Origin of the sequence: Pseudomonas sp. OE 28.3, assembly GCF_014268205.2 — a bacterium.
Classification (GTDB): domain Bacteria; phylum Pseudomonadota; class Gammaproteobacteria; order Pseudomonadales; family Pseudomonadaceae; genus Aquipseudomonas; species Aquipseudomonas edaphica.
Map to the genome: position 1 here is coordinate 2,884,872 of NZ_CP077082.1, position 24,969 is coordinate 2,909,840.

Sequence of the window (24,969 nt, forward strand, 5' to 3'; positions counted from 1 at the left end):
CACTCGGTGCCTCGCCTAGGCTCGGCATGCCCGCACTCCGGCTTGAATCCGTGGGCCGCCGCGATGGGCCATCCTTGGCCCAGCGCGGCTAACCCGGCGTCCTGCCGGGTTACCCACGGATTCAAGCCTGCGTTCGGCCATCGTGGTTAACGGGGCGCCTCAGATCAAAAGCAGATCAAGATCAAGATCTACAGCACGGCGGCCTAGTAGCCGACCTGAGTGGTTAGATCAAAAGCGAAAAGCGGAGTTGCATATACCTGGGATCTGCTTTTCTGTGGGAGCTGGCTTGCCTGCGATGCAGACACCTCGGTGTGTCAGGCACACCGAGTTGATGCCATCGCAGGCAAGCCAGCTCCCACACTGGACCGTGCCGTTTTAGGCCCTCTTCATCTTTTTATGGTCATTTATGGAAAAGTCTAAGTTTCGCAAAATTGGAATGCTCGCGGTGTTGGCTGTTGCCATTGGCCTGGTGGTGTACACGGTGCAGGCTCCTGCCGATGCGCCGCAGTACCTCACTGCCACGGCTGAGCGCGGTGATATTGAGAATGCGGTGTTGGCCACCGGTTTGCTTGAGGGCATCAAGCAGGTCGATGTTGGCGCGCAGGTGTCGGGGCAGTTGAAGTCGCTCAAGGTCAAGGTCGGCGACAAGGTGAAGAAGGGCCAGTGGTTGGCGGAGATCGACCCGCTGATTCTGCAAAACACCTTGCGTAAAGCCCAGGTGGATGAGGAAAACCTGCAGGCCCAGCGCCGCGCCACGGCGGCGCAGCTCAAGCAGGCCAAGTCGGTGTATGAGCGCTACAAGGGCTTGCAGGTGGATGAGTCGGTATCGCGCCAGGATTTTGAAGACGCCGAGTCCACTTTCCAGGTGCAACAGGCCAACCTGTTGTCGCTGGATGCGCAGATCAAAAGCGCGCATATCCAGATCGATACCGCCAAGGTCAATCTGGCGTACACGCGCATCGTCGCGCCCATTGACGGCGATGTAGTCGGCATCGTCACGCAGGAAGGCCAGACCGTGATCGCCAACCAGTTGGCGCCGGTGCTGCTCAAGCTGGCCGACCTGGACACCATGACCGTCAAGGCCCAGGTGTCGGAGGCCGATGTGATCCATATCAGCCCCGGCCAGCAGGTGTATTTCACCATCCTGGGTGAAGCCGACAAGCGCTACTACGCCAAGCTGCGTGGCACGGAGCCGGCGCCGCAGAACTTCCTCGAAACCCAGACCGCCGGTACGCCCAAGCAGAACACCGCGGTGTTTTACAACGCGCTGTTCGACGTGCCTAACCCGGACCATCGCCTGCGCATCGCCATGACCGCCCAGGTGCGTATTGTGCTCGACACTGCCCAGGCGGCCTTGATGGTGCCGGTGGCGGCGCTTGGTGCGCGCAATAACGACGGCACTTACCCGTTACGGGTGCTGGACGCCAAGGGCAAGGCGCTGTCGCGGGATGTGAAGACTGGCATCAATAACAACGTCAAGGTGCAGATCCTGGAGGGCCTGGCCGAGGGCGACAAAGTGGTGATCGGCGACGCCACCCCAGCTGTGGCGGGGAATTGAACCATGACCCAACCCCTGTTGGAGCTCAAGGGCATTACCCGCAGTTTCATGGCCGGCGAGCGCGAGTTCATCGCACTCAAAGGCATCGACCTGACGATTCATGCCGGCGAAATGGTCGCGATCATCGGTGCCTCGGGTTCCGGCAAATCCACCTTGATGAATATCCTCGGCGGCCTGGACTACGCCACCGCCGGCAGCTACAAGATCAACGGCATCGAGACCCGCTCGCTGGGCGATGAACAGTTGGCGGAACTGCGCCGGGATTACTTCGGGTTTATCTTCCAGCGCTACCATTTGCTCGCGCACTTGAGCGCCTTGCATAACGTGGAAATGCCGGCGATCTACGCCGGTACGCCCGAGAGCCAACGGCACAGCCGCGCGCGCGACCTGCTTACGCGCCTTGGCCTGGCGGGGCACACCACCCACCGCCCGAGCCAGCTCTCCGGTGGCCAGCAACAGCGCGTAAGTATCGCCCGGGCCTTGATGAATGGCGGTGAGGTGATCCTCGCCGACGAGCCCACCGGCGCCCTCGACACCCACAGCGGCAAGGAGGTGATGCGCATCCTCGCCGAGCTGCACGCGGCGGGGCACACGGTGATTATCGTCACCCACGACCCCAAGGTCGCGGCGAACGCCCAGCGGATTGTCGAGGTGTGTGATGGCGAGATAGTCAGCGACAAGGCCAATGACAGTGTGGGGCTGGAGTTGCCCAGCGAAGCGCCGATTGAGCCCAAGCGCAGCGGCGCTCGGCGCCTGGTGGCGAGCCTGGGGTTGTTCAAGGAGGCCTTCAATATGGCCTGGGTCGCGCTGATTTCCCATCGCATGCGCACCTTGCTGACCATGCTGGGTATTGTCATCGGCATTACCTCGGTGGTGTCGATTTCAGCGATCGGCGAGGGGGCCAAGCGTTATGTGCTCAAGGACATCCAGGCGATTGGCAGCAACACCATCGATATCTTTTCCGGCACCAGTTTCGGCGACAGTCGTGCGTCGGCCATCGAGACGTTGATGCCGTCGGATGTGGAGGCGTTGAATCAACTGTATTACGTCGACAGCGCCACGCCGGTGGTAGGGCGCAACCTGTTGCTGCGCTTTGGCAATATCGACCTGGATGCGCAGGTGAATGGCGTCAGTGATCGGTATTTCAAGGTGAAAGGGCTCAAGCTCGAAGCCGGGATTGCCTTCAGTGAAAGTGATGCGCGGCGTCAGGCGCAGGTGGTGGTGATTGACCACAACACTCGGCATCGCCTGTTCGGGCCGAACGTGGACCCGCTGGGGCAGGTGATCCTGGTTGGGAACCTGCCGTGTACGGTGATCGGGGTGACGGCTGACAATAAAAACATGTTCGCTGCCAGTAAGGCGTTGAACGTGTGGGTACCTTATGAAACGGCGGCGGGGCGGCTGTTGGGGCAGCGGCATCTGGACAGCATTACCGTGCGTATCAAGGATGGGCAGCCGAGCAAGGTGGTGGAAGACAACGTTAACAAGCTGATGCTGCAGCGGCATGGGACCAAGGATTTTTTCACCAATAACCTTGATAGCATCATGCAGACGGTGCAGAAAACCAGCCGCTCCCTGGCGCTGCTGTTGTCGCTGATTGCGGTGATTTCGTTGTTGGTGGGTGGGATTGGGGTGATGAATATCATGCTGGTGTCGGTCACTGAGCGCACCCGTGAGATTGGGATTCGCATGGCGGTGGGGGCGCGGCAGTCGGATATTCGCCAGCAGTTTCTGGTGGAGGCGGTGATGGTGTGTTTGATCGGCGGGGTTATTGGGATTTCGTTGTCTTACGCCATTGGGTATCTGTTTTCGCTGTTTGTGAAGGAGTGGGAGATGGTGTTTTCCGTGGGGTCGATTGTGACGGCGTTTGCGTGTTCGACGTTGATCGGGATTGTGTTTGGTTTTGTGCCGGCACGGAATGCGGCTCGGTTGGACCCGATTGAGGCACTGGCGCGGGATTGATTGGCTTTTGGTGGCGGTTTGTCGGCGTGTATATCCGTTATTTGGGTAACGGCGGCTTATGGTTCCGCTCTTACAGCGGGTCACTTTTGGCAAACGCCCCAAAAGTAACCAAAAGGTCTTCGCCCCACCACTCGGTGCCTCGCTTAGGCTCGGCATGCCCGCACTCCGGCTTGAATCCGTGGGCCGCCGCGATGGGCCATCCTTGGCCCAGCGCGGCTAACCCGGCGTCCTGCCGGGTTACCCACGGATTCAAGCCTGCATTCGGCCATCGTGGTTAACGGGGCGCCTCAGATCAAAAGCAGATCAAGATCAAGATCTACAGCACGGCGGCCTGAAAGCCGACCTGAGTGGTTAGATCAAAAGCGAAAAGCGGATTTGCATACACCTGGGATCTGCTTTTCTGTGGGAGCTGGCTTGCCTGCGATGCAGACACCTTGGTGTATCAGGTGCACCGAGTTGATGCCATCGCAGGCAAGCCAGCTCCCACCTTAGACCGAGTATGGCTCTGCTGTTGCTGTTGCTGTTGCTGTTGCTCCGGCCCTTACATCCTTTTCGATGACGAAGTCAGCGGTCTTTTGATCTGCGCTTTTGATCTTGATCTGAAATCGCCCCGTTAAACACGATGGCCGGAATCTGACAGTGATTTGGGGGGTAAACCGGCAGGGATGCCGGTTTAGCCGCGCTGGGCCAAGGATGGCCCATCGCGGCGGCCCCCCAAATCACTGGCGGATTGCGGGCATGCCGAGCCACAGCGAGGCACCGAGTGTTGGGGCGTGTACGGGACAACCACATGGGTTACACAAAAGTGCATTCACATAGGTAACACTTTGAGTGAAATATAGCCGTCCTTGTCTGCATTCCTCGCATCCACTTGTCCGAGGATCACTGGGCCGAAAATAACAGCCCACACATCGTCGCTCAGCATCTCCATTCCAGTAGTCTGGTATTTCAGTAAATGCCCCACATAAATCCGCAGACCTGACCGATAAATCATCCCGTTTGAGTCAGTCCGGTAACACTCAATATGACTTGCATAACCCATCTCCGGCAGTTTCTCAGGATAGGCTCGAGGTGAAGGTGAATAGCATGAAGCCGGTGTTTTCTGGCTCAGCGCTTCATGCCCTCGCTCGTAATTGTAGTGCTGTATGAAACGATCAAAGTGTTTCTGCTGAGACTCCCAAGCAACCGCAGGTGGATTGGGCAAAGTGCTTTTCAGTGTTCGGTGCATACGCTCGTGCCGGCCATTTTGGTCTGGCCGACCAGGCTCGATACGCTCTGGAATGATCCCCAGCCGTAGCCACCAGATCGACAACTGTGACAGCCCTCCGCGCCCTGTGCTGGCAAACGGCACTCCGTTGTCAGTACGGATCCGCTCAGGCAAACCATACTCGCGAAACACCCGTTCGAACGTCTCTTGGGTCTCCTTGAAATTGGTGCTGGGCATGCTCTGACAGGCAAGCAAGAAGCGACTGGCATGGTCCATGATTGTTAGCGGATAACACCATACGCCCGCACCTGTCAGGTACTGGCCTTTGTAGTCAGCGCTGAAAAGCTGATTAGGTACATCTGCCTTACGTAACGGTTTTGGATAGACAGCAACCTTTGGCCGCAGGGGTCGCGGCGTGATCAGATCGGCTGCTTTGAGGACGTTATAAATAGTCGTTTTCGAGGGCGGATCCTGGTCAGGAAAACGCCTTATCAAATCACTCTGGATCTTTTTCGGACCAGGGATTGTCTCGCCTATAGAACGAAGTTCGATAATCGCCTGCTTTACCGTCAAAGGCACCACATAAGTCTGGTGGTGCCGACGGCGACTACGCTCATCAAGCCCGCTGGGGCCTTCTGCTTTGTATCGCTCGATCCACTTGTAGCCGGTCTTTCGGCTGATTTCATAGTCTCGACATAGCTGGCTAAGGCTGTGTTTTCCAGTCAGGTATTCAGCGACAAACATCACTTTGAGGTCCATAGGTTTCAGCTCTTTCCAGGGCATGGTCAGATCCTCACGAAATCGACCCTGCCAGTTAAAAACTGTTACCTATGTGCGTGAACTGATTTGTAACCCATGTGGGTGAGTCATACCCGCGAAGACTTTTTGGTTACTTTTGTGTCTCTATGTACGGACCGGACACATGGTTGACACATGTGCGGGGACATGGTGGACACATTATTGACCATAATCAGGCTTACTAATGTCGATTGTTCGCAAAAAGTGATGGCAGAAATAGACGTCGAACAGACCATCGCTTTCTGCGTTCGGGCGGATTGCTATGTGCTGTCCTACCAAGCCTTTTGCGATGCTGAAGTAGCGTTTTTGGAAGCGAAAACGGCTGTGATAAACCTTGGCTAACACGTCGTCTGGTCCGTATTCAAACTCAGGTAGCTTTTGCGGATAAGCCCAAGGACTGCTGCGATAGCGGTCCATGGGCACCTTGTATTCCAGCGCCTGATGAGGACGTTGCAGGTTGTATATTTCACGCCATTGATCGAATGCTGATTGAGCATCCGCTAGCGTAGAAAAGTGACGCCCGTTAAGGACTTCTGCCTTGAGTGATCGATGAAAACGCTCGATTTTCCCATTTGTTTGCGGATGGTAGGGACGACTGAAACTTATCCGAATTCCCAAACGCACCAGCCAAATACTCAACTCTGTGATCTCGCCAGGATTACGCGGTGAGCCCCATGGCGCGCCATTGTCGACGTTGATACGTGCCGGTAAACCGTAAGTTTCAAATACCTCGCTCATCTTCTGTTTTACGGTGGTGCCTCGCTCGTTATCACACGCTTGGATGGCCAGGTTGAACCGCGAATGATCGTCCAGGATGGTCAGGGGGTGGCATCGGCCTTGCTGCATTGCAAAGTGGCCTTTGAAATCCATCTGCCAAAGATCGTTGGGCTCAGGATGTTCAAATCTCAGCCGGGCCTCTGGTTCTTTCTCTGAAGGCTTAATCAAGCTGTGCCGGTGCAGGACATTAGTGACAGTACTGGGAGCAATTCGCTTGTCCAGCATGCTGCTAATTGTGCGTCCGCCCCATGCCGGATGATCTTGGCGAAGTGCAACGACCTCAGCCTCCAGCTCGGCCCGGGTCAGTTTGGGGCTGCTGGCGGGCCTGCGTGACTTCTCTTGCAAACCCGCAGAGCCGCCGGCCTCGTAACGCTTTAGCCACTTGTAGGCGGTTTGCGGACTTATACCAAATCGTCGACACAGCTCTCGCTTATTACTGCCGGGTTTCTTTGCTAAGGAAACAAACTCTTGTTTTAGGCTCATGGCGTCTCTCGTGTTCCAGGGCATGATGGCCTCCCGGCGAAGCTGGCTTCGCCGAGAAGTGTCCACCATGTCCCCGCACACCCGTCAACCATGTGTCCGGTCCGTACATGTCTCTACAAAAGTGACCCGCTGTAAGAGCGGAACCATAGGCAGCCGTTACCGCAGCAACGGATATGTACACCACCAAAAGACAACCCACAGCCTGATCTAGAGAGCCGTGGCGACGCCCTCATCACCCGCATACATCCACCGCAACAACGAATGCCGCCCGCTGATCCCCAGCTTGATCGCCGCCCGCTTGAGGTAACTTTCAATAGTGTTGACCTTCAGCGCCAACTGCTCCGCCAACTCCGGTGCAGTCCGCCCGGCCAGCAAACCCACACACACATCCAGTTCTCGATTGGACAAGGTCAACCCCGATTGCACCAGACGTTCTTCAATGCGCCGACGTAAGGTTTCAAGCCCTTGATTTTCGGCGACCACAGGCGATCCGCCCTGGCGACAGGGCTGGATCGCAGTGATGTGTTTCTCGACCATGGGCAGAAGCAGCGTCGAAAAATCCTCCAGCATGCTGCGTTCCTGTGGCGAAAAACTTTCCGACTGATGCGAGCGATACACCGACAACACATAACGCACATCGTCCTTGCGGCGTGTGAGGTGCAATTGGGCAGCGGGTTGTTCTTCGCCCAGCGCCGTCACCGAGTCGGTGTAGACCGGGCTGATCCGGCGTCGGGTGTGCCCTTCGGCACTGACCTGCAGTTGGGTGATATGGGTAGCGTCCACTGCCAGTTGGGTCAGGATCAAGTCATGCAGCATGCGCGGGAAATGGCGGCTGCCGGTGCTGGCGATGACCTTGCCTATATGAGGGAACAGGTGTGAGTTCATCAGTTCGTCCATGAATGTTGAGTGCAGGTATTCATCCTTATAGCGACGGGGTTTAACAAGGTAACCAATGTGAATAACCTACAGTGATAATGCACCCGCCGAGCACCTATGCTAGTACAGCCAGGGAAATGCATGGGGATCCAATCGGCAAAAAAAACAGATTAAAAACGCATAACGGCGGTCGGACCAGTCCGACCACCGTCTGTAGGAAAGGATTACCTCAACCGTAGGCCCTATTTCACGGCGTGTTCTTCCACCACGGCCCGGCGCGGTGCCGCACGCGTGCATTTGGCCAGGGCCTGGTGGATATCGGCCAACAGGTCGGCAATGTCTTCAAGCCCGACCGACAAACGCACCAGGCCTTCGCTGATGCCGTGCTGCGCGTGTTCTTCGGGGGTGTAGGTGGAGTGGGTCATGCTCGCCGGGTGCTGGGCGAGCGACTCGGCGTCACCCAGGCTGACGGCGCGGGTGAACAGGTTGAGGGCGTTCATAAAGCGCCGGCCGGTGTCGATGCCGCCCTTGAGTTCAAACGCGATCATGCCGCCGGACTGCTTCATCTGCCGCGCTGCCAGGGCGTATTGCGGGAAAGAGCGCAGGCCCGGGTAGGTGACCCACTGCACAGCAGGGTGTGCTTGCAACGCTTCGGCCACCGCCTGGGCGTTGCTGCAATGGCGGTCCATGCGCAGGGCCAGGGTCTTGAGGCCGCGCATCAGCAAGGATGCGTCCTGCGGCGACATCACCGCGCCGGTCAAGTCCTTGAGGCCTTGCAGGCGAATACGTTGTGCCAGCGCCTGGTTGCTCACGGCGATACCGGCGGTGATATCGCCATGGCCGCTGAGGTACTTGGTGGCCGAGTGCACCACCAGATCGGCCCCCAGTTCAAGCGGACGTTGCAGGTAGGGGGTGCAGTAGGTGTTGTCGACCACCACGGTGACATTTGGCTGTTGGTGCGCCAGCTCGGCCACGGCGGCGATGTCCACCAGACGCAGGTTGGGGTTGGCCGGGGTTTCGCAATAGACCATGCGGGTGGCAGGGGACAATGCCGCGCGCAGGGCGGCCAGGTCGGTGAGGTCGACGTGTCGCACCCGGATGCCGAACTCAGCAAGGCCATGGTGCAGCAGGGCAAAGGTGCAGCCATACAGGGTCTGGCTGACGATCACTTCATCGCCCGGGCGCAGCAGGGTCCAGAACGTTGCGGCAATCGCACCCATGCCGGAGCTGAAGGCCACGGCAGCTTCGCCGTTTTCCAGGGTTGCCATGCGTGATTCCAACAGTGCCAGGGTCGGGTTGGAAATGCGTGTGTAGAAGTGGCCGCTGGCTTCCCCGGCAAAACAGGCAGCGCCATATTCGGCGGTGGGGAACGCGAAGGTGGCAGATAAATAGATCGGCGGTACGAGGGCGCCGTGATGGTCCTTGGGGTCGTAACCGTGGTGGATGGCGCGGGTAGAAAAGCCGAATGTATTGTGTTTGTTGTTCATGTCGGACGCTCCTTATTTCCTACAATGCTATGCTCATAACCAGAGTTGAACATTGCAAAAAACCCAGGAAAATCCCGGATTTCGGGGCGAATAATCGACAAAAACAACAAATAGAGGCACGTTATGCCCGTGAGTCTGGACCGCACCGACAAAGCCCTTTTAAACGCCTTGCAAGGTAATGCCCGCTTGACCGTGGCCGAACTTGCCGACCGCGTCGCCCTGACCACCTCGCCGTGCTGGCGACGGGTGCGCAACCTGGAGGAGAGCGGGGTGATCAGCGGCTATCAGGCGATTCTGTCGCCCAAGGCGCTGGGGTATGGCGTGACGGCGTTTGTCAGCATCATGATGGAAAGCCACACTCAGGAAATCGCCCGGGCATTCGAGCAACGGCTGCTGGAGATTCCCGAAGTTGTCGCCTGCCACAACGTGTCGGGGCGCTATGACTTTTTGCTCGAGGTGGTGGCCAAAGACCTGGAGTCGTTTGGCGAGTTTGCGCGTGAGGTGTTGCAGACGTTGCCCTGTGTTAAAGAAATCTACTCAAGTTTTTCCTATAAGTCGGTGCGGCCTTTACGGGTGATTCCGCTACCGGGCTGAAGCGGCCTCATGCACGCCCTCAGTCGACTTTCAAATACCCGCGTGGCGTGCTGCCGGTCATGCTTTTGAAGAAGGCGATCAACGCGCTGTCGCTGGCAAAGCCCAACTCGAACGCGCAATAGCCTAGGTTGCGTCCGATGGCAAGCAGTTCGATGGCCCGCATCAGGCGCCACTGCTGGCGCCATTGCTGATAGCCAAGGCCGGTTTCCCGCAGGAAAATCCGGCCGATGGTCTTGGTGCTGGCACCTATCTGTTTTTCCAGGGCTTGCAGGGTCGGCGGTAACCTTTCCAGATCGGCGAGCAAGGGCGCCAGGCGTTTGTCCTGGGGCAAGGGCAGGAGCATCGGTTGTGCGGTGGCCGCCTGGATTTCATCCAGGCACAACGCCAGCAAATGCGCGTAGCGGCCCGTTTGCCAATCGGTGTCGAAGGGCGCCATCGCTATGGGTTCCAGCACTGCGCGCAGCAATGGGCTGACCTCGATCACCCCCACCTGTGCAGGCAATTGATCGGCCAGTGCCGGGCTCAGATACACCGAGCGATAGTCCACGGTTTTGTGCATCACCGCGCGATGCGGCACGCCGCACGGGATCCACGCTGCTCGCGAAGGCGGCAGCAGGCACAGCTGGTTGTCCAGGGTGATACGGGTGCAGCCTTGGCGCGTGAACAGCAGTTGCCCGCGCTGGTGGCGGTGCAGGCCGGAGTCGTGATCACCGAGCAGGGCGGCAATGCCGATGACCGGCGCTGCCAGGTGGTCGGGATCGAAAGTAGCGTCGTTGGCGAGCCAGGCCATAGGTTGTCCGATTTGATGGGTAAATTGTCAAAGTCTGGATAATACTCCAGTCGACAGTCCTTACACTTCTTGCGCTGTTTCAAGCAAAGGAGTTGGGGATGAAGGTTAAATTTTTTTTGCCACTGACGGTCGCGTTGCTGATGTTCCCGCAACTGGCCCAAACGCTCTACAGCCCAGCGCTGGAAGATATCGGCCGGGCGTTTGCGGTGGGGCCGGAGCGGGCCGGGCAGACGTTATCGGTGTATTTCCTGGCGTTCGCTTTTGGCGTGGTGGTGTGGGGCCGGCTGTGTGATCGTTGGGGGCGGCGGCCGGTGATGCTGGCCGGGTTGGCTCTGTACGTGGCTGCCTCGGTGCTGGCCTTGGGCATGACCAGCTTCAACGGTTTGTTGCTGGCCCAGGCGTTGGCGGCGTTTGGCGCGGCGGTCGGTTCGGTGGTGACGCAGACCGTGCTGCGTGACCGTTTCAAGGGCGTGCAATTGGCCCAGGTATTCTCGCTGATGGGCATTGCCCTGGCCGCCAGCCCGGCCGTGGGCCTGTTCACGGGCGCCAGCCTGGTGCAGTTCTTCGGTTATCGCGGTGTGCTCAGTGGTTTGTTGCTGCTCTCGCTGACCTTATGGGCGTGGTGCGTGTGGGCGTTGCCCGAGACCCGTCCAGCCTCGATGCCGACGGCCGCGCTGGGCCAGACGTTGCGGTTGCTGCTCAGGGATGCCGGGATCTGGCGTTCGGTGGGGCTGGTGGCGGCGTTCAATATTGCGCTGTTCAGCTATTACAGCGTGGGGCCATTCATCTTTTCGCGGCTGGGTTTGTCTGCCGCCGACTTCGGCTACAGCGGCGTCTTGCTGGCGCTGGGCTCCGGGTGTGGTGCGTGGCTGAACAAGCGACTGCTCAAGCGTGGGGTAAACGGCGAGCGATTAGTGCTGATCGCCGCCGGTGTCGCAGTGCTGGGTGGCTTGCTGGTCGTGCTGCTGCAACACAGCGGGTTATTTGTCTGGCCGATGCTGCTGGTGGTACTGGCATTCGGCATGGCCATCCCCAATGTGCTGGGGGCCGCGCTGGTGGCCTACCAAGATCGTCTGGGCACTGCCGCCGCGCTGTTTGGTTTGTTGTATTACCTGGTGATCGGCGCTGGGTTGACCCTGGTCGCCTGGGCCCAGGACCTGGGTTGGAGTCTGTTGGTCTGTGGTTTGGCGGCGCTGTGGCTGGCAGCGCCGCGCAGGCTCAGAAGTTAACCGAAGCACTCAGGCGCGCGGTCAAGGGCGCGCCCTGGAACAGGTAGTCGTCGCCCAGGTATTCACCCGCATCGCGCCAGTAGCGTTTGTCGAACAGGTTATCGACGCTGAGGCGGAACACGGTCTCATAGCCGTCGATTTTGGTGGTGTAGCGGCTGCCGACATTCACTACGGCGTAGTCGCCCACTTGCACATTGCCGGTGCGGTCGGCGTACTTCTTGGCGCTGTATTGCACGCCGCCCAGCACGGCCAGCCCATTCATCCACGGCAGGGCGTAATCGGCATACAGGCTGGCGCGCAGTTTGGGGACGTTGAGCGCCTGGTGGCCTTCGTAGTCTGGCGTGCCGCTGTTGTTCACGCGGGCACGAATCGCCGCGACGCTGGTGGCGATCTGCAGGCGGTCGGTGGCCCAGCCGTTGGCGGAGAGTTCCAGGCCGGTGTTTTTTTGTTCGCCTTGTTGGACGTAGATAAACTCGAGGCCTTCGGGTTTTGCGTATTGATAGGCCTGGCGGGTCTGGAATACGGCGGCGGCGAAGCTGATGCGGTGCCAGTCGTATTTCACGCCGGCTTCGATTTGCCGGGACACGGTTGGGGCCAGGGTTTCATCGGGAATTCGGGCAAACCACGGTGCCGTGCCGCCCAATGACAAGCCCTTGCTGTAGCTGGTGTACAGCGAGATATTTTCCACGGGTTTATAGATCAACGAAGCTTGAGGCAGGAATACGTATTGCTGGGTGTGGCGCGCCTGGTTGCCTTGGTCATCGTAGGCTTTTTCATCCAGACGCACTTCGCGCCCACCAATGATGGTTTGCCATTGCTCGTTGAAGCGGATGCGGTCGGTGACGAACAGGCCGTACTGACGGCTGTCGAGGTTGCGATGGCTTGGGTTCAGCGGCTTATCAGTAGGCTCGAAGGTCGGTGCGTCTTGGTTGATATTACCGCTGCCGATGTATTCGTTGACGGACTTGCGCTTGTCGATCACCCGGCGAAACGCGCTGGTGCCGAAAGTCAGTTCATGGCCCAGGCTGCCGGTGTCGAACAGGCCTGTTATTGCCGCCTGTACTTCATCATCACGGCGGGTGTCGTCGGGGCTGCGGTAGTCGTAGACGTCGTAGTCGCCTTCCGGGCTGAAGGTGTTGGCGTTGCAGCTACCGACGTAGTAACAGCCCCAGGCAAACGAGCTGTAATCATCAATCACCACTTTGCTGTGGGCGGCACTGAGGCTGCCTTTCCACTGATCACTGAAGCGGTATTCAAACTTGCCATTGAGGTTCAGCGAATCGATGCCGACCTGATGGGAACCACTCTGGTGCCCCAGCAATTTCTTCGGTGACGCGTCATGGGGCACTTCGGTGCCGCCCAGCAGTTGATAACCCGGCACGGAGCGCTGTTGCTTGTTCTGGTATTCCGCGTCCAGTTGCAGCACCGCGTCGGGGCTGATGTTCCAGTCGAAGGCCAGGGACACAAAATCGCGCTGGCCATCGGCGTGCTCGACATACGAATTGAGGTCTTCGTGGGCGACGTTGGCGCGCAGGCCGAATTGCTGCTCGCTGCCAAACCAGCCACCCACGTCGGTGGCTATGTAACCGCTGCCTCGGTCATCGGTGGACACGGTAACCGAGCGCACATCTTCCGGGCGTTTTGTCACGTAGTTGATCACGCCGCTGGGTTCGGAAATACCGCTTTGCAAACCCGCCAGGCCCTTGAGCACTTCGACCTGCTGCTTGTTTTCCAGGGCGACGTTTTGCTCGCCAGTGATGGTGCGGCCGTTGATTTTGTAGCTGCTCGCGGCGTTCAGTGAGAAGCCGCGGATCACGAAGTTTTCGTAGTAGCCGATGGGGGCGTAGCTGTCGCCTACCGAGGCGTCGTTGCGCAGCACTTCGCTGAGCAGGCGCGCCTGCTGGTCTTTGATCAGTTCGGCGTTGATCACGGTGATTGATGCCGGAGTGTCCAGCAACGGCGCTTCGTTGAAGCCGCCGACCGAGGCGCTGTTGGTGCGATAGCCGGAGTCTTCCTGGCCCTGGACGTTTACCGCCGGTAGTTCGATTTCAGCGGCCATGCTGTTACCCAGGCTGCTGCTGAGTAGCAGGCCAAGGGCGAAACGTGAGGTAACGACGGGACGAAAACGCACAACCATGGGGGTAGGGCCTTAAAGCGCAGGGCGGGGGGCGCATAAGCTAGGGGGATGTGCTGGGATTTACAAGTTATTGAGAATGGTTGTGTTGTGTACATATCCGTTGCTGCGGTAACGGCTGAGTAGGGTTCCGCTCTTACAGCGGGTCACTTTTGGCAAACGCCCGGAATGCCGGCCCAGCCAAAAGTAACCAAAAGGTCTTCGCCCCACCACTCGGTGCCTCGCTTAGGCTCGGTGTGCCAGAACGAAGGCTTGAATCCGTGGTTAACGGGGCGCCTCAGATCAAGATCAAAATCTACAGCACGGCGGCCTAGTAGCCGACCTGAGTGGTTGAATCAAAAGCGAAAGGCGGATTTGCATACACTGAAGAGCTGCTTTTCTGTGGGAGCTGGCTTGCCTGCGATGCAGACACCTCGGTACATCAGGTACAACCGGTTGATGCCATCGCAGGCAAGCCAGCTCCCACCTTTGACCGAGTATGGCTCTGCTGTTGCTGCGGCTCTTACATCCTTTGGCCCCCAGGTCAGTACCAAAAACACCCGTCAACCCAAACGCCTGAGCGTCTCACTGGGCAACTCCCGAAACAACGCCCGATAACTCTGCGAAAACCGCCCCAAGTGCCAGAACGACCAGTTCATCGCCACCTCAGCCACCGTAGCCCGAGTCGAGCTCAACAACTCACGCCGCGCCCCGTTCAACCGGCGCAAGCGCAACCACTGCGCCGGGCTCATTCCGGTGTAGGTCTTAAAGCCTTGCTGCAATTGGCGTAACGGCACACCGGCGATCTGCGCCAGTTCCAGCAGGTTGGCGGTTTCATCCGGCGCATCCGCCGCCCATTCACCGATACGCGCCATCAACAGGCGCTCGTCACTGCGCCGCTGCAACGAGCTGCGGTCCAGGCACACACAAGCGTTGTCGAGAATAAACAGGCAGTCATCAAGCAATTGCTGGGTGAGGGCATCACGGCTGATAGGGTCAGTCAGCGCGGACAGCCGTGTCAGCGTGCCACTGAGCCATCGGGTGAACAGCGCGTTCTGCTGGCACGTCAGCGGTGCCATGAACAACCCCTCAAGTTTCGCCACATCCAAACCATGGCGCTGCACGAACTGCGGGCCGAATACCACCGCGACTTCGCGGTAGTTTTCCGGGGTGATCCAGGTGTTGCGGCTCTCGCCATTGAGCATGTACAGCGCGTTGTCGCTGCCATCGAAACAGAACGCCAGGGAGCCCGGTGGCGCATTGAAATGCTGCTCCACGCGAGTGTTCATGCACTCTTCGTAAACCTCGACGCCGTGCAGGTCGAGGTAGCGGATCTGCCCGGCAAAATGCCCTGGGGACATCTGCTGGTACTGCTGCACCCAACCGGGTGTCGCACTGCATTGAGCGGCCACATCACCGGTGGTGAAGGCCTGTACGCGCAAAGCTGTTGCCTGTGTCATGGGTAACCTGGGCGCACTCTATTGGTGCGTTATGGTTCGTGCAAAGTGGATAGATGCCGTTTGAAGGCTGGCCCAAGATAGACCTCAATGCGCCGGGAGTACAAGTCGGCGCGTGCAACCAACCCATGACGAGGTCCTTATGAACGCCCCCTTCGATCAGCTGTCCGCCTGGCTGAAAGAACACAAGATTACCGAAGTCGAGTGCGTGATCAGTGATTTGACTGGCATCGCACGCGGCAAAATTGCGCCCACCAACAAGTTCCTGCATGAGCGAGGCATGCGCCTGCCGGAGAGTGTGCTGCTGCAAACGGTGACCGGGGACTTTGTCGACGACGATATCTACTACGACCTGCTCGACCCTGCCGACATCGACATGATCTGCCGGCCGGTGTCCAACGCCACTTACGTGGTGCCGTGGGCGATCGAACCCACCGCCATCGTGATCCATGACACCTTCGACAAGCAGGGCAACCCCATCGAGTTGTCTCCGCGTAACGTGTTGAAAAAAGTCCTGCAACTGTACACCGACAAAGGTTGGCAGCCGATTGTCGCGCCGGAAATGGAGTTCTACCTGACCCAGCGCTGCGAAGACCCGGACCTGCCGCTGAAAACCCCGGTGGGCCGTTCGGGCCGGGCCGAAACCGGGCGCCAGTCGTTTTCCATCGACGCCGCCAACGAATTCGACCCGCTGTTCGAAGACGTCTATGACTGGTGTGAACTGCAGGGTCTGGACCTTGACACGCTGATCCACGAAGACGGCCCGGCACAGATGGAAATCAACTTCCGCCATGGCGACGCCCTCGACCTGGCCGACCAGATCACCGTGTTCAAACGCACCCTGCGTGAAGCCGCGCTCAAGCACAATGTGGCCGCGACCTTTATGGCCAAGCCAGTGGCCGACGAACCGGGCAGCGCCATGCACCTGCACCAGAGCGTGGTGGAGATCGCCACCGGCAAGCCGGTGTTCGTCGACGCCGACGGCAAGATGAGCCAGCTGTTCTTGCATCACATCGGCGGCTTGCAAAAGTACATTCCCAAACTGCTGCCGATGTTCGCGCCGAACGTGAACTCGTTCCGCCGCTTTTTGCCGGACACCTCGGCGCCGGTCAACGTGGAGTGGGGCGAAGAAAACCGCACCGTCGGCCTGCGTGTACCGACCTCCAGCCCCGACGCGATGCGCGTGGAAAACCGCCTGCCGGGCGCGGATGCCAACCCCTACCTGGCGATTGCCGCGAGCTTGCTGTGCGGCTACCTGGGCATGATCGAGCAAATTGAGCCGAGCGCGCCGGTGGAAGGCCGCGCCTATGAGCGCCGCAACCTGCGCTTGCCGTTCACCCTCGAAGATGCCTTGGCGCGCATGGAGGACTGCGACACGGTCAAGCAGTACCTGGGCGATAAGTTCGTGCGTGGCTATGTGGCGGTCAAGCGCGCCGAGCACGAGAATTTCAAGCGAGTGATCAGTTCCTGGGAGCGTGAGTTCCTGCTGTTGAGCGTCTAAAAAACCAATAAAGGGGTGTCGATATGCGTCTTGTGAAAAAGCTTCTCCCGCTGGCTCTTGTCGCGGCGTTCAGCAGCAGCGGCCAGGCCGCCCAGACGGTCAGTGTCTATAACTGGACCGACTATATCGGCGAGACCACCTTGGCCGATTTCCAGGCCAAGACCGGGATCAAGGTGATCTATGACGTGTTCGACTCCAACGAAACCCTGGAAGGCAAGTTGCTCGCCGGGCGCACCGGCTATGACGTGGTGGTGCCGTCCAACCACTTCCTGGCACGCCAGGTAAAAGCCGGCGCGTTCTTGAAACTCGACCGCTCGCAGTTGCCCAACTTCAAGAACCTCGATCCCAAACTGCTCAAGCTGCTGGAGAAAAACGACCCCGGCAACGCGCACTCGGTGCCGTACCTGTGGGGCACCAACGGCATCGGCTACAACGTCGACAAGGTCAAGCAAGTGCTGGGCATCGACCACATCGACTCATGGGCGGTGCTGTTTGAGCCCGAGAACATCAAGAAGCTGCACGAGTGCGGCGTGGCTTTTCTCGATTCAGCCGATGAGCTGTTCCCGGCGATTCTCAATTACATGGGCAAAGACCCGCGCAGCGAAAACCCCGAGGACTACAAACAGGCCGAAGCCAAGCTGCTGACGTTGCGCCCGTACATCACCTACTTCCATTCGTCCAAGTACATCTCGGACCTGGCCAACGGCGATATCTGCGTGGCCTTCGGCTATTCAGGCGACGTATTTCAAGCCGCCAACCGCGCCAAGGAAGCCAGGAACGGCGTGAACATCGCCTACTCGATTCCCAAGGAAGGCTCCAACCTGTGGTTCGACTTGCTGGCGATTCCTGCCGACGCCGGGAACCCGAAAGAGGCCCACGCCTTCATCAATTATTTGCTCGACCCAGAGGTGATCGCCAAGGTCAGTGCCGCGGTCGGTTATGCCAACGCCAACCCGGCGGCCAAGCCCTTTATGGCGCCGGAGCTGGTCAACAACCCTGAGGTGTACCCGTCCCAGGAAGTGCTCGACAAACTCTATATTTCCACCACGCCGACCCCGGCGACCATGCGCCTGATGACCCGCGCCTGGAGCAAAGTGAAGACCAACAAATGATCCCGTCCAATGACCACGCCCGGTCCTACTACCGGGCTTCGGCCAATACCATGCCGGAGCGCCCGTCACTGGGCGCCGACCTGAGCGCCGATGTGTGCGTGATAGGCGGCGGGTTCACTGGCGTCAACACCGCCATCGAACTGGCCCAGCGCGGGCTCTCGGTGATCCTGCTGGAGGCCCGGCGCATCGGCTGGGGCGCCAGTGGGCGTAATGGCGGGCAACTGATTCGTGGTATCGGCCATGATGTGTCGGGGTTCGCCAAGTATGTGGGTGAGGAGGGCGTGCGTTACCTGCAGCACGCCGGGATCGACTCGGTGGCGCTGGTGGGCGAGCGTATCGCCCAGCACAACATTGACTGCGATTTGCGTTGGGGCTTTTGCGAACTGGCCAACACCCCGGCGCAGTTTGCCGCGTTCAAGGGCGAGCAGGCCGGCCTGGCAGCGCTGGGTTATGCCCCTGAAACCCGCCTGGTCGGCCCGCAAGACATGGCGCAGGTGGTGGGCTCCAGCGTCTACGCTGGCGGCCTGGTGGACATGGGCTCCGGGCACTTGCACCCGTTGAACCTGGTGCTGGGCGAGGCGCAGGTGGCCGAGTCGCTCGGGGTGAAGATTTTCGAACGGACCCAGGTGCTGGAGCTTGTACACGGCGATACGGTGCAGGTGCGTTGCGCCGGCGGCACGGTGCGCGCGGCTAATCTGGTACTGGCTTGTAACGCGCACTTGGAGGAACTGGAACCGCGCTTGAGCGGTAAGGTACTGCCGGCGGGCAGCTACATCATCGCCACCGAGCCTCTGTCGGTCGAATTGGCCCAGCAGTTGATTCCGCAAAACCTCGCCCTGTGCGATCAGAAAGTCGGGCTCGATTACTACCGGCTCTCGGCTGACCGGCGCCTGCTGTTCGGCGGCGCCTGCCATTACTCGGGGCGTGACCCTGCGGATATTGCCGCGTATATGCAGCCCAAGTTGCTCAAGGTGTTCCCGCAGTTGGCAGGCACCGCCATCGAGTTCCAGTGGGGCGGCAAGATCGGCATCACCGCCAACCGCTTTCCCCAGGTCGGGCGCCTCAAGCAGTACCCGAATGTGTTCTACGCCCAGGGCTATTCCGGGCATGGCCTGAACGTGACCCACTGGTGCGCGCGCCTGCTTGCCGAAGGCATTCACGCCGGTGCAAGCCACGGCCTGGATATCTTCAGCCAAGTGCCGCACATGACCTTCCCCGGCGGCAAGGCCCTGCGCTCGCCGCTGCTGGCGTTGGGGATGCTGTGGTATCGGTTGCGAGAAATGCTCTGACTGGCAGCCGCGTTTAACCGGATGAGCCTGAGGGGGAAAGATTGAGGTAAGGGCGTGAGTGGCTGACATTGGACCGAGTATGTCCGGGGCGATGAGGTTACCCGTTGCCCTGGCCTTCACAGGCTTTCAGTCAGCACCTTCCTGAACGTTTCCACCAAAGGCCGCAAATTAACCCGGTGCCATGCCGCCCACAGCGGCGTGGTGTAGGTCAGCCATGGCAATTCACGCAACACCACCCCAGGCGGCGCATTCCGGCTCAGCCCCTTTTGCACCATCGCCACACCCAAACCCGAGGCCACCAACCCCAGGGCGGTAAACGGCTCACTGGCTTCCATAGGGATTTGCGGCGTAAAACCAGCACGAATGCACGCCGCCACAAAGTCATCCGCCGGGTTGGCGCCAGGCTTGCGTTGCACGCCGATCCACTCCTGATCAGCCAGATGCTCGGGTAACAACTCGCTGTGGCGCGCCAATGCATGATGTTCCGGCAGCGCCAGCAGCATCGGGTCGTCCAGCACCTGCAGCGCCGTCAGGTCCGGGTCATCGGTGGCCGGTGGCTCGCCGACCAGGGCAATGTCGAGGCTGCGTTGACGCAAGCCTTCGAGCTGTTCCAGCGACGGCAAGTTGTACAGCTTGATATGCACGGTAGGCCGGTCATCCCTCAATACGCGCAACGCATTGGGCAGCACGCCGGCGTGCATCGCGTTTTCGATGTAGCCGATGCACAAGCCGCCTTCTTCGCCGCGTCCCAGGCGTTTGCCCAAGGATTCCAAGCGATTGGCGTGGGTCAACAGCGCCTTGGTTTCCGCCAGGAACGTCTGGCCATCGCGGGTCAGGCGGATGCGCTGCTGGCTGCGTTCGAACAAGGTCAGGCCCAGGCGCTCTTCAAGCTGGGCGATCTGGCGGCTCAGCGGTGACTGCGAGATATGCAGGCGCTCGGCGGCACGGCCGACGTGTTCTTCTTCCGCGACCACTTCGAAGTAGCGCAGTTGGCGAAGATCAATCATGTGTAAGACCTTTCAGGACTCAAGTTGGTCGCAGTATGTCTTGGACGGTCCGATCTATGCAATCTAGGATCTGCTCAACGGTCACAGCGACCCACAACCGATTGAGGACCCACCATGAGCTTGAAAGACAAATTGCCCGGCCCGCTGGGCTTCGGCACCGCACCGCTGGGCAATATGTTCCGCGCAATTGCCGAAGACGAAGCCCAGGCCACCGTCGAGGCTGCCTGGAATCACGGCGTGCGTTACTTCGACACCGCTCCCTTCTACGGCTCGGGCCTGTCGGAAATCCGCCTGGGCCATGCGCTGTCTCAGTACAACCGCGATGACTTCGTGCTCAGCACCAAAGTTGGCCGGGTGATTCTCGATGAAGTCGAAGAAAGCGCCCGCGACCTCGGCGAAAAAAGCGGCGTGTTCGAACACGGCCGCCCCAACAAGATGCTCAATGACTACAGTGCCGACGCCACCTTGCGTTCCATCGAAGACAGCCTCGAGCGCCTGCAAACCGACCGCCTGGACATCGTGTGGATTCACGACATCGCCCAGGACTTTTACGGCGACCAATGGCTGGACTACTTCAACCAGGCCCGCACCGGCGCCTTCAAGGTGCTGACCCGCCTGCGCGAAGAAGGCGTGATCAAGGCCTGGGGCCTGGGCGTCAACCGCGTTGAACCCTGCGAGTTGACCCTTGACCTCAGCGAAGCCCGGCCCGATGGCTTCCTGCTGGCCGGCCGCTACACTTTGCTGGACCACGAACGTGCCTTGCAGCGTTTGATGGACGCAGCCTTGGCGCAGAATGTCGAGATCGTCGTCGGCGGGCCTTACAGCTCCGGCATTCTGGCCGGTGGCGCGCACTTCGAATACCAGCAGGCGAGCCCCGCGATCATCGATAAAGTCGAGCAGATCAAGGCGATTGCCCAGGCGTTTGGGGTAAGTATAAAAGCCGCAGCCCTGCAATTTTCCCTGGCGCATCCGGCCGTGGCGGCGGTGATTCCAGGTGCCAGTCGTCCGGGGCGGATTGCCGAAGACGTTGCGGCGTTGTCAGAGAAGATCCCGGCAGCCTTCTGGCAGGCGCTGCGCGAGGCCCGGTTGATTTCGGCCCGTGCGCCTCTGCCGCTCTAACTTCAGGAGTACCACCGATGAACATTGATGTAAGCGGCAAAGTAGCTATCGTCAGCGGCAGCACCGCCGGTATTGGCCTGGGCATCAGCCAGGCGCTGGCCGCCTGCGGTGCCACCGTGGTGGTGATCGGGCGCGAATCGGGCAAGGTCGACGATGCGCTGGCAAGCATTCGCCAGGCGGTGCCGGGCGCTGATCTGCGCGGGCTGGTGGCGGATCTTGGCACCGCCGAAGGCGCCGCGAAACTGTTCGCCGCCGAACCGCGTGCCGACATCCTGGTCAACAACCTCGGCATCTTCAACGATGTGGATTTCTTTGATGCGCCCGACAGCGAGTGGACGCGCTTCTATGAGGTCAATGTGATCTCCGGCGTGCGCCTGGCACGGCATTACACGCCCGGCATGGTCGAGCAGGGCTGGGGGCGGGTGATCTTCGTGTCGTCGGAGTCCGGCGTGGCCACACCGGCCGACATGATCAACTACGGCGTGACCAAAAGCGCCAACCTCGCGGTTTCCCATGGCCTGGCCAAGCGCTTGGCGGGCACCGGGGTGACGGTTAACGCAGTGCTGCCGGGGCCGACTTTTACCGACGGCCTGGAGCAGATGCTCAAGGACTCCACACAAAAGTCCGGGCGCAGTGCGCGGGACGAGGCCGACGTATTTGTACGTAACGCACGGCCGACCTCGATCATCCAGCGCGCGGCAAATGTGGATGAAGTGGCGAACCTGGTGGCGTACATTGCTTCACCGCTGTCCTCTGCAACCACAGGCGCTGCGCTGCGGGTCGACGGTGGTGTGGTCGACAGCATGGCGATCTGAAGTCTTTATTTTTCCTGGAGTATTTAGTGTGGCGACAGCTTCTTCTGTAATTGAAATCCCGGTTTCGGCCGATCAGGTCTGGCAATTGGTCGGTGGCTTCAACGCGCTGCCGGATTGGCTGCCGTTTATCGTCAAGAGCGAGCCGAGCGAGGGCGGGCGCGTGCGCCACCTGCAAACCGCAGATGGCGGTGTGGTAGTCGAGCGTTTGCAGCGTTTTGATAACGTGGCGCGCAGCTACAGCTACACCATCGAGCAATCGCCGTTTCCGGCGAGTGCTTACCTTGCGACCTTGCAGGTTGAGGCGCTCACCGACAGCTCGGCGAAAGTGACCTGGTCCGGCGTGTTCACCCCGGCAGCCGGGACCACGGACGCGGCGGTGGAAGAGTTGTTCACCGGTGTTTACAGCGGCGGCCTCGAAGCGCTGCGCGCCAACTTCTAACTAACCGGCAAAGCCGTTCCAATGTGGGAGCTGGCTTGCCTGCGATAACGGAGTGTCAGGCACTGCAAATTTGCCGGGTACATCGTCATCGCAGGCAAGCCAGCTCCCACAAGGTTTTGTAGGGGCTGGAGATGATCGTTCCCACGCTCTGCGTGGGAATGCCTCTTGTGACGCTCCGCGTCACGCTGTGGGACGCGGAGCGTCCTGGGCTGCATTCCCACGCGGAGCGTGGGAACGATCAGGCTTCGGGCATCAACTGCTGCCGACACTCCAGCACCAACCGCGCACCGCCACGCTGGCTGCTGCCAACCTCCAGCTTGAACCCGTGCAAGTTGATGATCGCCGCCACAATCGACAGGCCCAAACCGAAGCCGCCTTGCTGGTCGCTTTCATCCACGCGATAAAAACGCTGGAACACCGCATCACGTTCCGCCGCCGGAATACCCGGCCCGGAGTCGTGCACTTCGATGCGCGTGCTGCCGCCGTCATTCACACCACGCAAGATCACCTCGCCACCGGCGGGCGAGAACTTGATCGAGTTGCTCAGCAGGTTGGCCAAGGCTTCGAACAGCAGCGCACGGTCGCCGGTGATCCACGGCAGCGCTTCGGGCACTTCGAGGCGCAACTGCAATTCGCCTTCCTCGGCCAACGGCAGATAAAAGTCATGCAGCTCGCGCAGCAGTGGCAACGGGTCCATTACCAGGAAACCCGAGCGGCGCTGGTGGTCTTCCAGCTCCGAGATGCGCAATAGCCCGCGAAAGCGCGCCATCAGCGTGTCGGTCTCGGCGATGGCGTCGTCGAGCTTCACCGCGTACACCGAGTTTTCCTCGGCTTCCTGCTTGATGCGGTAAAGCTGCGCGCGCAAGCGTGTCAGCGGGGTGCGCAGGTCGTGGGCAATGTTGTCGCACACGCCCTTGACCTCGTTCATCAGCTTCTCGATGCGGTCGAGCATGGCGTTGACGATGGCCGCGAGCATGTCCAGCTCATCACGGCGATTCGACAGCGGCAAACGGTGGGTCAGGTCGCCGGCGACGATAGCCTCGGCGCTGGCCTGGATCCCGCGAATACGCCGCAGCGGGCGGCGGCGCAGCAAATGCCAACCGGCCGCGCCGGGAATAATCGTCAACGACAGCGCCCACAGCAGTGCATGCCAGATTATCCGGGTGACGCCGAACAGCGAACCGTTGGCTCGCACCAGCACCAGCCAGCGGCCGTCTTCGGTGTGGGTGGCGACGGCGTCGCAGCTGTCTTTGGGCAGTTTGGGGTCGTCGGACTCGACGCAATTGGCCAGCGCGTGGATCTTGCCATCCAGCGGCAAGTCCGGTGGCACGGCGCGGATCGGCCCGCTCAGGGGGCGAAATTGCTCATCGAACAGGCCATAGGCGTCCACGCCCTTCATGTCGAAGGTCATGCTGGTGGTCAGGGCTTCCACCAGTTCTTCGCCGTCGAAACGCTGAAACAAGTGCTGGCGCTGCATCAACGAGTGGCGGGAGAGGTCGCCCAGGTAACCCGAGACTTCGAAATACAGCACCCCCATGAGGATGCAACTCCAGGCCACGAACAGCGAACTGTAGAGCGCCAGCAAGCGGCTGCTGGAGGAGCGCCAGCCCTTAGAGGGGTTCAGCAATGACATAACCGGAACCTCGTACCGTGCGGATCAGCGGTGTGAGGCCCGGTGGATCGATTTTCTTGCGCAGGCGACCGATGTGCACATCAATCAGGTTGGTGCCCGGGTCGAAGTGATAACCCCAGACTTCCTCGAAGATCATCATCCGCGACAGGATCTGCCCGGTGTTGCGCATCAGAAACTCAAGCAGTTTGTATTCGGTGGGCAGCAGGCTCAGCGGCTGCTCGGCACGGCTGGCTTCGCGGCTGATCAGGTTCAGTTCCAGGTCGGCCACGCGCAGGGCGGTTTCGAACTCCTTGACCGTGCTTTTGCGCCGCAGCAGGACTTCGACACGGGCAGCCATTTCGTCGGAGGCGAACGGCTTGGTCAAGTAGTCATCACCACCGGCCCGCAGGCCGCGCACGCGTTCGTCGACATCGGAGAGGGCGCTGATCATCAAGATCGGCGTCGACACCCCGATGGTGCGCAGGGTCGTGACGATGGCCAGGCCATCCAGCTCCGGCAGCATCCGGTCGAGGGTGATCAGATCGTAATCACCACTCACAGCGCGGACCAGGCCTTCGCGGCCGTTGTCCACCCAATCCACGTCCAGTCCATGGCTACTCAGCTCGGCGACGATCTCGCGGGCCGTTACGGCGTCATCCTCGATGGTCAAAATACGGGTCATAGGATTACCTGGTGAGCGATTCACACTAGAAGTGGGGTCATTTTGCCAAGAAGTAGCTGAAT

General features: G+C 59.9%; 20 protein-coding genes. 10 read left to right on the forward strand and 10 right to left on the reverse strand.

From position 1 onward, the window contains the following. Positions 1 to 406: 406 nt before the first annotated feature. Complete coding sequence (gene macA / locus HU759_RS13065; protein ID WP_177032911.1) at positions 407 to 1,558, forward strand: macrolide transporter subunit MacA; 1,152 nt, start codon at positions 407 to 409, stop codon at positions 1,556 to 1,558. Between the two features lie 3 nt (positions 1,559 to 1,561). Then, positions 1,562 to 3,520, forward strand: coding sequence for a MacB family efflux pump subunit (locus HU759_RS13070; protein ID WP_186618254.1), 1,959 nt, complete (start codon positions 1,562 to 1,564; stop codon positions 3,518 to 3,520). Positions 3,521 to 4,331: 811 nt separating this feature from the next. Here the strand turns inward: HU759_RS13070 and HU759_RS13075 are convergent. The 4 genes from HU759_RS13075 to HU759_RS13090 all read right to left on the reverse strand — a co-directional run bounded on the left by HU759_RS13075 (position 4,332) and on the right by HU759_RS13090 (position 9,148). Then, a complete protein-coding gene (locus tag HU759_RS13075) occupies positions 4,332 to 5,510 on the reverse strand; it encodes an integrase core domain-containing protein (protein WP_170040243.1) in 1,179 nt (392 codons plus the stop codon). A gap of 174 nt (positions 5,511 to 5,684) precedes the next feature. Continuing rightward, positions 5,685 to 6,809: an IS481 family transposase gene (locus tag HU759_RS13080; protein ID WP_017135449.1), complete on the reverse strand. Its 1,125-nt coding sequence runs from the start codon at positions 6,807 to 6,809 to the stop codon at positions 5,685 to 5,687. Positions 6,810 to 6,992: 183 nt separating this feature from the next. Further along, entirely contained in the window at positions 6,993 to 7,670 is a 678-nt protein-coding gene (locus tag HU759_RS13085; protein WP_026013668.1) for a LuxR C-terminal-related transcriptional regulator, read from the reverse strand. Positions 7,671 to 7,903: 233 nt separating this feature from the next. Beyond that, the gene (locus HU759_RS13090) at positions 7,904 to 9,148 is read right to left on the reverse strand and encodes a methionine gamma-lyase (RefSeq protein ID WP_170040145.1); all 1,245 of its coding nucleotides are present in this window, start codon (positions 9,146 to 9,148) and stop codon (positions 7,904 to 7,906) included. Positions 9,149 to 9,271: 123 nt separating this feature from the next. On the opposite strand from HU759_RS13090, the gene HU759_RS13095 reads away from it, so the two are divergent. Beyond that, a complete protein-coding gene (locus HU759_RS13095; protein WP_017136655.1) occupies positions 9,272 to 9,742 on the forward strand; it encodes an Lrp/AsnC family transcriptional regulator in 471 nt (156 codons plus the stop codon). Between the two features lie 19 nt (positions 9,743 to 9,761). Here the strand turns inward: HU759_RS13095 and HU759_RS13100 are convergent, their stop codons facing one another. Next, the gene (locus HU759_RS13100) at positions 9,762 to 10,532 is read right to left on the reverse strand and encodes a helix-turn-helix transcriptional regulator (RefSeq protein ID WP_099550144.1); all 771 of its coding nucleotides are present in this window, start codon (positions 10,530 to 10,532) and stop codon (positions 9,762 to 9,764) included. A 98-nt stretch (positions 10,533 to 10,630) separates the two neighbouring features. On the opposite strand from HU759_RS13100, the gene HU759_RS13105 reads away from it, so the two are divergent. Then, positions 10,631 to 11,761, forward strand: a complete 1,131-nt coding sequence (locus HU759_RS13105; protein ID WP_170040143.1) for an MFS transporter — start codon at positions 10,631 to 10,633, stop codon at positions 11,759 to 11,761. Here HU759_RS13105 and HU759_RS13110 read toward each other — a convergent pair. Further along, positions 11,751 to 13,898: a TonB-dependent siderophore receptor gene (locus HU759_RS13110; RefSeq protein WP_170040142.1), complete on the reverse strand. Its 2,148-nt coding sequence runs from the start codon at positions 13,896 to 13,898 to the stop codon at positions 11,751 to 11,753. The two genes, HU759_RS13105 and HU759_RS13110, sit on opposite strands and share 11 nt — an antisense overlap. Before the next feature lie 539 nt (positions 13,899 to 14,437). After that, positions 14,438 to 15,334, reverse strand: coding sequence for a helix-turn-helix domain-containing protein (locus tag HU759_RS13115; RefSeq protein ID WP_099550140.1), 897 nt, complete (start codon positions 15,332 to 15,334; stop codon positions 14,438 to 14,440). A gap of 139 nt (positions 15,335 to 15,473) precedes the next feature. Here HU759_RS13115 and HU759_RS13120 point away from each other — a divergent pair, with 139 nt between their 5' ends. From HU759_RS13120 to HU759_RS13130, 3 genes are read left to right on the forward strand one after another with little or no spacing between them, the layout of a single operon-like run. Next, positions 15,474 to 16,832, forward strand: coding sequence for a glutamine synthetase family protein (locus HU759_RS13120; protein ID WP_017135352.1), 1,359 nt, complete (start codon positions 15,474 to 15,476; stop codon positions 16,830 to 16,832). A 23-nt stretch (positions 16,833 to 16,855) separates the two neighbouring features. Next, positions 16,856 to 17,944, forward strand: a complete 1,089-nt coding sequence (locus HU759_RS13125) for a polyamine ABC transporter substrate-binding protein (RefSeq protein ID WP_169987705.1) — start codon at positions 16,856 to 16,858, stop codon at positions 17,942 to 17,944. Next, the gene (locus HU759_RS13130) at positions 17,941 to 19,233 is read left to right on the forward strand and encodes an FAD-binding oxidoreductase (RefSeq protein ID WP_170040140.1); all 1,293 of its coding nucleotides are present in this window, start codon (positions 17,941 to 17,943) and stop codon (positions 19,231 to 19,233) included. Before HU759_RS13125 ends, HU759_RS13130 begins: the two co-directional genes overlap by 4 nt. A 116-nt stretch (positions 19,234 to 19,349) precedes the next feature. On the opposite strand, the gene HU759_RS13135 is transcribed toward HU759_RS13130, so the two are convergent. Further along, entirely contained in the window at positions 19,350 to 20,240 is an 891-nt protein-coding gene (locus tag HU759_RS13135) for a LysR substrate-binding domain-containing protein (protein ID WP_017135354.1), read from the reverse strand. A 114-nt stretch (positions 20,241 to 20,354) separates the two neighbouring features. Here HU759_RS13135 and HU759_RS13140 point away from each other — a divergent pair, with 114 nt between their 5' ends. The 3 genes from HU759_RS13140 to HU759_RS13150 are packed head-to-tail and all read left to right on the forward strand — an operon-like array spanning position 20,355 to position 22,613. Then, positions 20,355 to 21,359, forward strand: a complete 1,005-nt coding sequence (locus HU759_RS13140; RefSeq protein ID WP_099550137.1) for an aldo/keto reductase — start codon at positions 20,355 to 20,357, stop codon at positions 21,357 to 21,359. A gap of 17 nt (positions 21,360 to 21,376) precedes the next feature. Next, positions 21,377 to 22,174: an SDR family oxidoreductase gene (locus HU759_RS13145; RefSeq protein WP_138452549.1), complete on the forward strand. Its 798-nt coding sequence runs from the start codon at positions 21,377 to 21,379 to the stop codon at positions 22,172 to 22,174. Positions 22,175 to 22,202: 28 nt separating this feature from the next. After that, positions 22,203 to 22,613, forward strand: coding sequence for an SRPBCC family protein (locus HU759_RS13150; RefSeq protein ID WP_186618288.1), 411 nt, complete (start codon positions 22,203 to 22,205; stop codon positions 22,611 to 22,613). 238 nt (positions 22,614 to 22,851) lie between these two features. Here the strand turns inward: HU759_RS13150 and HU759_RS13155 are convergent, their stop codons facing one another. Continuing rightward, positions 22,852 to 24,246: a HAMP domain-containing sensor histidine kinase gene (locus tag HU759_RS13155; protein ID WP_099550136.1), complete on the reverse strand. Its 1,395-nt coding sequence runs from the start codon at positions 24,244 to 24,246 to the stop codon at positions 22,852 to 22,854. Continuing rightward, positions 24,224 to 24,907 (reverse strand): response regulator transcription factor, encoded by a 684-nt coding sequence (locus HU759_RS13160; protein WP_003219726.1) that lies wholly within the window; start codon positions 24,905 to 24,907, stop codon positions 24,224 to 24,226. Before HU759_RS13160 ends, HU759_RS13155 begins: the two co-directional genes overlap by 23 nt. Positions 24,908 to 24,969 lie beyond the last annotated feature (62 nt).

Bases quoted from the DNA above. Each gene is read 5' to 3' on its own strand.
- macA (WP_177032911.1), top strand. From the start codon at position 407: ATGGAAAAGTCTAAGTTTCGCAAAATTGGAATGCTCGCGGTGTTGGCT.
- HU759_RS13070 (WP_186618254.1), top strand. From the start codon at position 1,562: ATGACCCAACCCCTGTTGGAGCTCAAGGGCATTACCCGCAGTTTCATG.
- HU759_RS13075 (WP_170040243.1), bottom strand. From the start codon at position 5,510: ATGCCCTGGAAAGAGCTGAAACCTATGGACCTCAAAGTGATGTTTGTC.
- HU759_RS13080 (WP_017135449.1), bottom strand. From the start codon at position 6,809: ATGCCCTGGAACACGAGAGACGCCATGAGCCTAAAACAAGAGTTTGTT.
- HU759_RS13085 (WP_026013668.1), bottom strand. From the start codon at position 7,670: ATGAACTCACACCTGTTCCCTCATATAGGCAAGGTCATCGCCAGCACC.
- HU759_RS13090 (WP_170040145.1), bottom strand. From the start codon at position 9,148: ATGAACAACAAACACAATACATTCGGCTTTTCTACCCGCGCCATCCAC.
- HU759_RS13095 (WP_017136655.1), top strand. From the start codon at position 9,272: ATGCCCGTGAGTCTGGACCGCACCGACAAAGCCCTTTTAAACGCCTTG.
- HU759_RS13100 (WP_099550144.1), bottom strand. From the start codon at position 10,532: ATGGCCTGGCTCGCCAACGACGCTACTTTCGATCCCGACCACCTGGCA.
- HU759_RS13105 (WP_170040143.1), top strand. From the start codon at position 10,631: ATGAAGGTTAAATTTTTTTTGCCACTGACGGTCGCGTTGCTGATGTTC.
- HU759_RS13110 (WP_170040142.1), bottom strand. From the start codon at position 13,898: ATGGTTGTGCGTTTTCGTCCCGTCGTTACCTCACGTTTCGCCCTTGGC.
- HU759_RS13115 (WP_099550140.1), bottom strand. From the start codon at position 15,334: ATGACACAGGCAACAGCTTTGCGCGTACAGGCCTTCACCACCGGTGAT.
- HU759_RS13120 (WP_017135352.1), top strand. From the start codon at position 15,474: ATGAACGCCCCCTTCGATCAGCTGTCCGCCTGGCTGAAAGAACACAAG.
- HU759_RS13125 (WP_169987705.1), top strand. From the start codon at position 16,856: ATGCGTCTTGTGAAAAAGCTTCTCCCGCTGGCTCTTGTCGCGGCGTTC.
- HU759_RS13130 (WP_170040140.1), top strand. From the start codon at position 17,941: ATGATCCCGTCCAATGACCACGCCCGGTCCTACTACCGGGCTTCGGCC.
- HU759_RS13135 (WP_017135354.1), bottom strand. From the start codon at position 20,240: ATGATTGATCTTCGCCAACTGCGCTACTTCGAAGTGGTCGCGGAAGAA.
- HU759_RS13140 (WP_099550137.1), top strand. From the start codon at position 20,355: ATGAGCTTGAAAGACAAATTGCCCGGCCCGCTGGGCTTCGGCACCGCA.
- HU759_RS13145 (WP_138452549.1), top strand. From the start codon at position 21,377: ATGAACATTGATGTAAGCGGCAAAGTAGCTATCGTCAGCGGCAGCACC.
- HU759_RS13155 (WP_099550136.1), bottom strand. From the start codon at position 24,246: ATGTCATTGCTGAACCCCTCTAAGGGCTGGCGCTCCTCCAGCAGCCGC.
- HU759_RS13160 (WP_003219726.1), bottom strand. From the start codon at position 24,907: ATGACCCGTATTTTGACCATCGAGGATGACGCCGTAACGGCCCGCGAG.